This window comes from Micromonospora sp. BL4 (assembly GCF_003667505.1).
In the GTDB taxonomy this organism is placed as follows: Bacteria; Actinomycetota; Actinomycetes; order Mycobacteriales; family Micromonosporaceae; genus Micromonospora.
In genome coordinates, this window is the sequence record NZ_RCVJ01000070.1 from 77,733 (window position 1) to 86,167 (window position 8,435).

An 8,435-nucleotide genomic window follows, 5' to 3' on the forward strand; every position below is an offset into this window, starting at 1 on the left:
GTTGTGAGCGGGCAGGCCTCGACAGAACGGGGCCGGATGGCGCTGGGTAGCGTCGGCTGATGACCTCGCGTACCGGCCCCGCTCCGCGCATCGACCTGCACGCCCACTCGACGGCCAGCGACGGCACGCTGAGCCCGGGCGAACTGGTCCGCGCCGCCTCCCGGGCGGGGCTGGACGTGCTGGCCATCACCGACCACGACACCACCGCCGGTTGGGCGCCGGCCGTGCGAGCGCTACCGCCCGGGCTGCGCCTGGTCCGGGGCGCGGAGCTGTCCTGCCGGTGGTCGGGCGCACAGCCGGCGGTGCCGCTGCACCTGCTGGCGTACCTGTTCGACCCGGACCACCCGGAGCTGGCCGCCGAGCTGGCCCGGGTGCGGGCCGCCCGCGAGGAGCGGGGCGAACGCATCGTCGCGCTGCTGCGCGCCGACGGCGTCGACGTGAGCTGGCCGGACATTCTGACCGGCGCGGGCGGCGGCACGGTGGGCCGGCCGCACATCGCGCAGGCGCTGATCCGGGCGGGCCTGGTCGGCAGCACCGGGGAGGCGTTCGGCCCGGACTGGCTGGGCGAAAAGTACCGGCTGCCCAAGGAGGACATCGACGTGTTCCGGGCGATCGGGCTGGTCCGGGCGGCCGGCGGGGTACCGGTCTTCGCCCATCCACGCGCCACCCGACGCGGCCGGGTGGTGCCCGACGAGCTGATCGCCGAGCTGGCCGCCGCCGGGCTGGCCGGGCTGGAGGCCGACCACGAGGACCACAGCCCGACCGAGCGGGCGCACGTACGGGGGCTCGCCGCCGAGCTGGGCCTGCTGGTCACCGGCTCCTCGGACTTCCACGGCACGCACAAGACCGTCCAGCTCGGCGCGTTCAGCACCAGTGCCGAGGCGTACGAGCGGATCGTCGCCGCGGGGGTGACCGAGGTCGCTTCGGGCTGATCCGGGTCGCGGCCCATATCGGCGCGGCTAGGTTGATCACGTGGATCTGAAGCTGTTCGGCGAGGTTTTCGTGACCCTGCTGGTGATCACCGACCCGCCGGGCATGATGCCGATCTTCCTCGCGCTGACCGGCCCGCTGCCCGCCCGCGACCGCAACCGGGCGGCCTGGCAGGCGGTCGCGCTGGCGCTCGGCGTGATCGTGATCTTCGCGGTTGCCGGGCAGACCCTGCTCGACTACCTGCACGTGGACCTGCCCGCCCTGCAGGCCGCCGGCGGCCTGCTGCTGGTGCTGGTAGCCCTGGAACTGCTGACCGGCAAGGCCGACGACCCCAGCCAGCAGGTCACCTCGAACATCGCCCTGGTGCCCCTGGGCACCCCGCTGCTGGCCGGTCCCGGCGCCATCGTCGCCACCATGCTCTTCGTCCAGCAGGCCGACGGGCTGGGCGACTTCACCGCCATCGCCGCGGCGATCCTCGCCGTGATGGTCGCGGTCTGGATCGTGCTGCGTTTCTCCGGCGGCATCGTGAAGATCCTGCGACCCGGCGGGATCGAGGTGCTGACCCGGATCGCCGGCCTGCTGCTGGCCGCCATCGCCGTGCAGCTCATCGCGGACGCGGTGGCCGCCTTCGTCACGCAGTACGTGAACATGACCTGACCCGGCTCCCCCGTGCTGTCGGGGGTGGGTGGCAGGATCGCAGGCGTGCGACGATCCTCCTCAGCCGGACGACCGGCCGCCGGCGGCCGGGCCCCTCAGCAGCGCGCCGGTGGCGCCGAGCAACTCGGCTTCGAGGGCATGCCGGAGCGGCTGTTCGTCTGCACCCCGAGCAAGCTCGGCGCGTACGCGGACTGCCCGCGCCGCTACCGCTACTCCTACGTCGACCGGCCGGCCCCGCCGAAGGGCCCGCCGTGGGCGCACAACTCGCTCGGCGCCAGCGTCCACAACGCCCTGAAGAACTGGTATGCGCTGCCCGCCGACCGGCGCCGCCCCGAGACGCTGGCCACCCTGCTCAAGGGCACCTGGGTCCGCGAGGGCTACCGCGACGACGAGCAGGAGCGGGCCGCCTACCGGCGGGCGTTGGGCTGGCTGGAGGCGTACGTGGAGACGCTGGAGCCGGAGGCCGACCCGCTCGGCGTGGAGCGGGTGGTGGCGGTCAAGACCGCCGTGCTGGCCTTCAACGGGCGGACCGACCGGATCGACTCCCGTCCTGGGCCGGACGGTCCGGAGCTGGTCATCGTGGACTACAAGACCGGCCGCACCGGGCTGGACACCGACGACGCCCGGGGCTCGCAGGCGCTGGCGCTCTACGCGTACGCGGCGGAGCGCGTGTTCCGCCGCCCGTGCCGGCGGGTCGAGCTGCACCACCTGCCGACCGGCACGGTCGCGGGCCACGACCACAGCGTCGAGTCGCTGGCCCGCCAGTTGACCCGCGCCGAGGAGACGGCCCGCGACATCATGGCCGCCGAGCGGACGGTCGCCGACGGCGGCGACGCGGACGAGGCGTTCCCCGTGGCGCCCGGCCCGCGTTGCGGCTGGTGCGACTACCGGCGGCACTGCCCGACCGGCGCGCAGACGCCGGGCAAGGAGCCGTGGGCCGCCGTGGACCGGCCCACCGAGGGCTGACGCCGCTGGCGGGGCCGGGTCAACCGGCCAGCGGGGTGGCGCTCAGGCGCTCGGCCCGCTGCTTGGCGGCCTGCAGGATCGGCCCCTCCCGGTAGCGCCGGGGGACCGCGCCGAGCGCCAAGCGCAGGGTGCGCACCGTCAGGTCCGCCGACAGGGCGGTGGTGGGCAGCCCGAGCCCGCCGTACATCCGGCGAGCCCACGCCGGCAACAACGCGAGCGCCGTGCCGGCGACCCCCAGGTACGCCCAGCGTGGTGGCCCGAGGGTGAGCCCCAGCCGGGCCGGCAGGCTGAGCTTCCACGGCAGCGGCGGGGCGGTGAGCAGGAGCGCGGTCTCGGCGGCCGCGCGGGTCATCCGCAGCTCCGGCCGCACCGCGCGGTAGTACTCCGCCACCTCTTTCGCGGTGCCCGGGACGGTGGCCGGGTCGAGGCCGACCAGGGCGGCCGAGCGGCGCTGCTCGGTGTAGTAGCCGTCCACCTCGTCGTCGGTGAGCGGCAGACCGGCCCGCCGGGCCGTGCTGAGGAACGACTCGACCTCGGCGACGTGCACCCAGCGCAGCAGGTCCGGCTCGTCGATCCGGAACTCCTCGCCGGTGTCCGGGTCGGTGGCCCGCAGCCGGTCGTGCAGCCGGCGCAGCCGGGCCCCGGCCGCCTCCGCCTCAGCGGTGGTCCCGTAGACGGTGGTGGCCACGTAGGTGGCGGTGCGCACCAGGCGGCCCCAGGCGTCGGTGCGGTAGTTGCTGTTCTGCGCGACCCCGGCCATCGCCCGCGGGTGCAACGCCTGGAGGTAGAGCGAGCGCAGGCCGGCTACGACCAGGATCGGCTCGTCGTGCACTTTCCACGTGACCGAACCCGGACCGAAAAGGCCGAGGTCATCGGAGTCCACCGCCCAAGAGTGCCACGGCCCGGCCGACCTCGCCGGTCACCCCGCCCGGAGCGCGGGAACCGGTCAGCTGTCGGCGGAGCGGCGAGCCTGGCAGGCCGGGCAGAGACCCCAGAAGGTCACTTCCGCCTCGTCCACCTCGAAGCCGTGCGCGACGCTCGGCGCCAGGCAGGGGGCGCTGCCCACCGCGCAGTCGATGTCGGCGATCTCGCCGCAACCCCGGCAGACCACGTGGTGGTGGTTGTCGCCGGCGCGCGCCTCGTACCGGGCGGGACTGCCGGCCGGCTCGATCCGGCGGGACAGCCCGGCCCGGGACAGCGCCCCCAGCACGTCGTAGACCGCCTGGGTGGAGACCGAGTCGAGGCGTTCGCGGACCTGCCGGGTGATCTCCTCGACCTCCAGGTGGCCGCCGCCGGCCAGCACGTCGAGCACCGCGAGGCGCGGTCGGGTGACCCGCAGGCCCCTCGATCGCAGCAGTTCCTCGGCACCGGACATGCGCCAATGACAGCACGCGCGACGGGTGCCGACAACCGGCGTGCGGCCGGGGTGGCCGCGGACACAGCCGCCGACGGCCGGATCGCGGCGCGGTGAACCCGATCGAGGCGCCGCGCGTGTTCCCGGTCGAGAGCCCGGGGTGACCGGCGAACGTAGGCTGGCCAACCCGTGACCGTGATCCACCTGGAGGGTGTCGATGTTCGAGGAGATCCAGGGTCTGCCGGTGCACGTCCTGGTGGTCCACGCGGTGGTCCTGTTCGTGCCGCTGCTGGCGGTGCTGGCCATCGCGTACGTGGGGCTGCCGCGCTGGCGGCACCGGCTGGACTGGGCGGTGGGCATCCTCGCCGTGGCGGCGCCGCTGACCGCCTTCGTGGCGATCCAGTCGGGTGAGGCGTTCACCGACGCGCTGGTCGCCCGGGGTTTCCAGGGCCCGATCCTCGACCAGATCTTCGAGCACTCCCGCTACGGCGACATCCTGTTCCGGATCGTGGTGCCGCTCGGGATCGTGGCCGTTCTGCTGCTGGTGGCGACCAGCGGGCATCCCCGGGTGCCGCGGCTGCCGGCGCTGGTGACCCCGGTGCTGGGGGTGGCGGTCGTCGCGCTCTCCATCGCAGCCCTGGTCTACGTCTACCTGACCGGCCACTCCGGCGCCGAGGCCGTCTGGGGCACCACGCTCTGACCGTCGGTCACGGCGTGGTCAGAAGATCACCCGCGAGCAGAGCAGGCAGAGCAGCACCACCAGCACCACGCCGACCGCCGCGCCGAAGCCGTAGGTGATTCGCTGGGCGCGCTGCTCGGCCGCGTCGAGGTCGGCCATGTCCTGGGGCGGCAGCCGCCGGGGCGGCGCCGGCTCCAGGTGTACGGGTGGGCGCCAGCCCGCCGGCGGCGGCACGCTCGGCGGCGGGCCCTCGTACCCGCTCGCGGGCGCGGCGGCGGCCTGCTCCGGTGCTCCGTCGCCGCCGGTCCCGGGCCGCCGCCAGTAGTCGTCCGGGGTGCTGCCACCGCTGGGGGTCGTCACGCCGTCCGACGCTACCAACGCGGCCGGCGGCTCGGTCGTTTCTGGCCGGCGCGCCACCGTCCGCCACCGGTCCGCTGCCGTCGGCTGCGCTAGTCTTGCCGCTCGTGAGCACCGAGGACCCCGGCACGCAGGGCGCGCGCGGCGACGACGACCGCACCGTCGACCTGAGCGAAGACTTCGTGGTGCTGCCCGAGCAGACCGCCGACGACACCGACCGCGGCTGGGGCGAGCGGCCCGGCGGCAACGACGACTGGCTGCTCGCCGAACGCCCCCCGCACTGGGGCTGACCCCGCTCCCGTCCGTAGGCCTGGCCGCCGCCTCGGAAGCGGGCCGCGCTGGTGGCGCGCCCGGTCAACCGCGGACGACGATGGCGAACCGGCTGCCCTCCGGCAGCCCGACCGCGCGTTGTGCCTGGTCGGGGCGGAGCGCCAGGTAGAGCGCCGACGACCCGTCGGTCGCGCCGGCACCCAACACGTCCAGCACCAGCGCTCGGGTGGCGAGCAGGGCGGCTTCGGCGCCCGTCCCACCCGGCGGCGCCGCGAGCAGGTCGACCCGGGCACCGGGTCGGACCACCGCCAGCGCGGCCGGCTCGGCCAACCGGACCGGCACCCCGACCGCGCCGCTGGGCAGCGGCAACGGACCGGACGCCGAGGCCCCGTCCGTGGTTGCGCCCGTGCCGGTCGGCCGCGGCCCGTCGACCACGCCGGTCGGCCGCGGCCCGTCGACCGGTCCGACGCTGACCCGGCCGGGGGTCGGGGTGGCGCTCGTGGCCGGCGGGCAGCCGGTCGGGGTGTGCAGGACGGCGGCGGCCAGGCCGAGCAGCGCAGCGACCAGGCCGGCCCGGAGCAGGGTGCGACTGCCGGGCAGGGCGAGCCGCCGAAGTGGCCGTAACGCCCGAGCGGAGTCTGGATCGCCGGTCGCCATCTGCCGCCTCCCGTCGCGGGTGCCGCAGCGACACCCGTGGGCTGCAGGTTAGGCCGATCGGAGCCAGCTCAGCTGATCGTCCGCCGGTGCCTGTGGACAACCGGCCGGCCTGTGGACAACGCCCACCGACCGGCCGGACCTGCTATGACACGGGGACGACCACCTGCCCACCCGGGAAGCCGGCGGGCGGGGCGGTCAGGACGCGGAGCTGGCCGCCGGGGCCTTGCCACCGCTCGACCCGCCGGACGACGACGAGCCGGACGACGACGAGCCGGAGGACGAGGACGAGCCGGACGACGAGGACGTCGACCCGGTCGAACCCGACGACGACCCGGAGTCTCCACCCGAGGACGACTCGGACTTGGCCGGCTTGCTCGCCGTGCCGCCGGCCGAGGTCTCGGAGCCGGACGCCCGGGAGTCGGTGCGGTAGAAGCCCGAGCCCTTGAAGACGATCCCGACCGAGTTGAAGACCTTGCGCAGCCGCCCCGCACACGTCGGGCACTCGGTCAGCGGCGCGTCAGAGAAGGACTGGACCGCCTCGAGCTGGTGACCGCACGCGGTGCAGGCGTACTGGTACGTGGGCACGTTCTCCTCCGGATCTGGGCTCAGCCAGTTGGCACTCGACCTATTCGAGTGCCAATGGTGCGTCATTCGCCCCGGGTTCGTCCAGCGGACGTGTGGGGCGCGACACCATGCGCCGCTCCCGGGCCGTCGTCAAGCGTACGCACCCCGTCGGCAGGGGTGACGATCGCGCGGACCGGTCGGTCGTGCGGCTCCACCGGCAGCGCCTCGACCAACTCGCCGTCGTGCAGCGGGACCACGGTCAGCGTCGCCGTGGGCACCCGGGCGAGCGCCCGGTCGTACGAGCCACCGCCGCGGCCCAGCCGCCGGCCGCGCCGGTCGACCGCCAGCGCCGGAACGACCACCAGGTCCGCGCCGGTCACCGCGGCCACCCCGAGCCGGGGTCCGACCGGCTCCCGGATACCCCGCCCGGCCGCGATCATGGCGTCCGGCCCGGTGTACGCCGCCCAGTCCAGATCAAGGTCGGCGAGGAGCACCGGCAGCAGCAGCTCGGCGTCGGCCGGCAACGCCGCCCGCAGCACCTCCGGCAGGTCCGCCCCGCCCGGCTCGGAGCCGACCGGCACGTACGCCGTCATCCGCCGCGGGCGCAGCCGGCGTACCAGCGCGACCAGCTCGGCCTGGACACGGCCGGCGGCGGCGACCCGGGCCGGACCGCTCAGCGCCCGGCGTCGGGCGAGCAGCTCGGCGCGGGTGTCCCGCTTCGCCACCCGGGTCACTTCCGCTTCATCAGAAAATTCCGGCACGCAACACTCCTGACGCAACGCCTCTCCCACGGTTGCTCTGTGTCAGCATCGCAAGCAACGACAGCGGACCGTCCGGGGGGACCGAGTGACGCTACGCGGGCGGTTGACAGCAGCCTTCCTCGTGGTGGTGCTCGGGCCGGTCCTGCTCGGCGCGTTCTTCGTCGCCTCCACCGTCGCCGCCGTCGACCGCAGCCGCTCCACCGAGCGCCTCGCCGTGGCGGCCTCCACCGTGCGTACCTCGGTCGACGCGCTCTGCCAGCAGTTGCGCGCCACCGCCGACGCGGTGGCCCTCACCGGCGACCCGGCCGGCGCCGCCGCCCAGCTGGTCGGCCGAGGGTTGGCCGCCGGGGTGCTGATCACCGACGTGTCCGGCCAGGTCACCTACGCCTCGCCCGGAGCGCCGGCGACCCCCTGGCGCGAGTGCGGCGGCCCGGCCGCGCCGTCCGGCCCGGTCCGCGCCGTGGCCGCCCGGGTCGACCTGCGCGACCGCGCCGGGACCCTGCTGGGCACGGTGGCCGCCGCGCAGGTTGTCGACCCGGCCTTCGTGGCCCGGCTGGCGGCGGTGACCGGGGTGGCGGTCACGCTGCTCGACGGCGGTGCCAGCGCCGCGCGGGTCACCCACACCACCGAATCCCGTGCGGTACGCGACGCCGTGCTGGCCGCGGCCATCGCCACCGACGGCGACCAGGTCACCGAGACCACCGAGGGCCGGTACGTGCGACGCATCGGACCGTCCTCCGGGCAGCCGCTGCCGCTGGTGCTCTCCGTGGCGAGCGAGCAGCCACCCGCGCTGCACGTCACGTTGGTCGGCGTGGTCGTGCTGGCCGGGCTGCTCGCCGTGCTGGCCGCGTGGCGGCTGGCCCGGGTGACCACCCGGCCGCTGGTGGAGCTGGCCGGCGCGGTGGACCGGGTGGCGCACGGCGACCTGACCGCCCGGGTGCCGGTGCGCACCCGGGACGAACTGGGCCGGCTGGCCGCCGCGTTCAACCGGATGACCCGGGAGACCGGGTCGTACGTCGCGGCGCTGACCAGCAGCCGGGACCAGTTGCGCGGGCACCTCGCGGTCCTCGGGGACACCCTGGCCAGCACGCACGACCTGCAACGCATCCTGCGGGTGATCCTGCACAGCGCCATCGCGGCCACCGGGGCGCGGGCCGGAGCGGTGCTGCTGGTGGAGACCGGTGGGGTGCTGGTCGCACAGTGCACCGAGGGGCTGGACGGGCGTTGGCCGGAGGGGGAC

At 75.3% G+C, this 8,435-nt stretch carries 12 protein-coding genes and 1 pseudogene; 7 read left to right on the forward strand and 6 right to left on the reverse strand.

Annotated features, from left to right (window positions below):
* Nucleotides 1-59: 59 nt before the first annotated feature.
* From EAD89_RS05330 to EAD89_RS05340, 3 genes are read left to right on the forward strand one after another with little or no spacing between them, the layout of a single operon-like run.
* The gene (locus EAD89_RS05330) at nt 60-932 is read left to right on the forward strand and encodes a PHP domain-containing protein (RefSeq protein WP_121674940.1); all 873 of its coding nucleotides are present in this window, start codon (nt 60-62) and stop codon (nt 930-932) included.
* 40 nt (nt 933-972) lie between these two features.
* Nucleotides 973-1,587 (forward strand): MarC family protein, encoded by a 615-nt coding sequence (locus tag EAD89_RS05335; RefSeq protein WP_089017854.1) that lies wholly within the window; start codon nt 973-975, stop codon nt 1,585-1,587.
* A gap of 45 nt (nt 1,588-1,632) precedes the next feature.
* On the forward strand, nt 1,633-2,553 hold the full coding sequence (locus tag EAD89_RS05340; protein ID WP_121674941.1) for a PD-(D/E)XK nuclease family protein: 921 nt from the start codon (nt 1,633-1,635) through the stop codon (nt 2,551-2,553).
* Nucleotides 2,554-2,572: 19 nt separating this feature from the next.
* Here the strand turns inward: EAD89_RS05340 and EAD89_RS05345 are convergent, their stop codons facing one another.
* Nucleotides 2,573-3,436: an oxygenase MpaB family protein gene (locus tag EAD89_RS05345; protein ID WP_121674942.1), complete on the reverse strand. Its 864-nt coding sequence runs from the start codon at nt 3,434-3,436 to the stop codon at nt 2,573-2,575.
* A gap of 63 nt (nt 3,437-3,499) precedes the next feature.
* Nucleotides 3,500-3,928, reverse strand: coding sequence for a Fur family transcriptional regulator (locus EAD89_RS05350; RefSeq protein WP_121657369.1), 429 nt, complete (start codon nt 3,926-3,928; stop codon nt 3,500-3,502).
* A 196-nt stretch (nt 3,929-4,124) separates the two neighbouring features.
* Here EAD89_RS05350 and EAD89_RS05355 point away from each other — a divergent pair, with 196 nt between their 5' ends.
* Nucleotides 4,125-4,607 carry a DUF2231 domain-containing protein gene (locus EAD89_RS05355; RefSeq protein ID WP_121657370.1) on the forward strand — a complete coding sequence of 161 codons (483 nt, stop codon included), beginning with the start codon at nt 4,125-4,127 and terminating at the stop codon, nt 4,605-4,607.
* Nucleotides 4,608-4,625: 18 nt separating this feature from the next.
* Here EAD89_RS05355 and EAD89_RS05360 read toward each other — a convergent pair whose 3' ends face one another.
* Nucleotides 4,626-4,946 (reverse strand): hypothetical protein, encoded by a 321-nt coding sequence (locus EAD89_RS05360; protein ID WP_121674943.1) that lies wholly within the window; start codon nt 4,944-4,946, stop codon nt 4,626-4,628.
* 104 nt (nt 4,947-5,050) lie between these two features.
* On the opposite strand from EAD89_RS05360, the gene EAD89_RS05365 reads away from it, so the two are divergent.
* On the forward strand, nt 5,051-5,233 hold the full coding sequence (locus tag EAD89_RS05365) for a hypothetical protein (RefSeq protein ID WP_074316562.1): 183 nt from the start codon (nt 5,051-5,053) through the stop codon (nt 5,231-5,233).
* 64 nt (nt 5,234-5,297) lie between these two features.
* Here the strand turns inward: EAD89_RS05365 and EAD89_RS05370 are convergent, their stop codons facing one another.
* Nucleotides 5,298-5,870, reverse strand: a complete 573-nt coding sequence (locus tag EAD89_RS05370) for a flagellar biosynthesis protein FlgA (protein WP_121674944.1) — start codon at nt 5,868-5,870, stop codon at nt 5,298-5,300.
* Between the two features lie 223 nt (nt 5,871-6,093).
* Here EAD89_RS05370 and EAD89_RS30965 point away from each other — a divergent pair, with 223 nt between their 5' ends.
* On the forward strand, nt 6,094-6,300 hold the full coding sequence (locus EAD89_RS30965) for a hypothetical protein (protein WP_233578215.1): 207 nt from the start codon (nt 6,094-6,096) through the stop codon (nt 6,298-6,300).
* A gap of 14 nt (nt 6,301-6,314) precedes the next feature.
* Here the strand turns inward: EAD89_RS30965 and EAD89_RS30970 are convergent.
* Both EAD89_RS30970 and EAD89_RS05380 read right to left on the reverse strand, forming a co-directional pair.
* Nucleotides 6,315-6,521 (reverse strand): annotated as a pseudogene (locus tag EAD89_RS30970) (FmdB family zinc ribbon protein); the annotation flags it as partial.
* Entirely contained in the window at nt 6,518-7,195 is a 678-nt protein-coding gene (locus tag EAD89_RS05380) for a 5-formyltetrahydrofolate cyclo-ligase (protein ID WP_121674946.1), read from the reverse strand. The gene EAD89_RS05380 and the pseudogene EAD89_RS30970, both read right to left, overlap by 4 nt.
* Before the next feature lie 85 nt (nt 7,196-7,280).
* Here EAD89_RS05380 and EAD89_RS05385 point away from each other — a divergent pair.
* Nucleotides 7,281-8,435 (forward strand): HAMP domain-containing protein (locus EAD89_RS05385; RefSeq protein WP_199733416.1); only part of this gene is annotated, 1,155 nt, incomplete at its 3' end.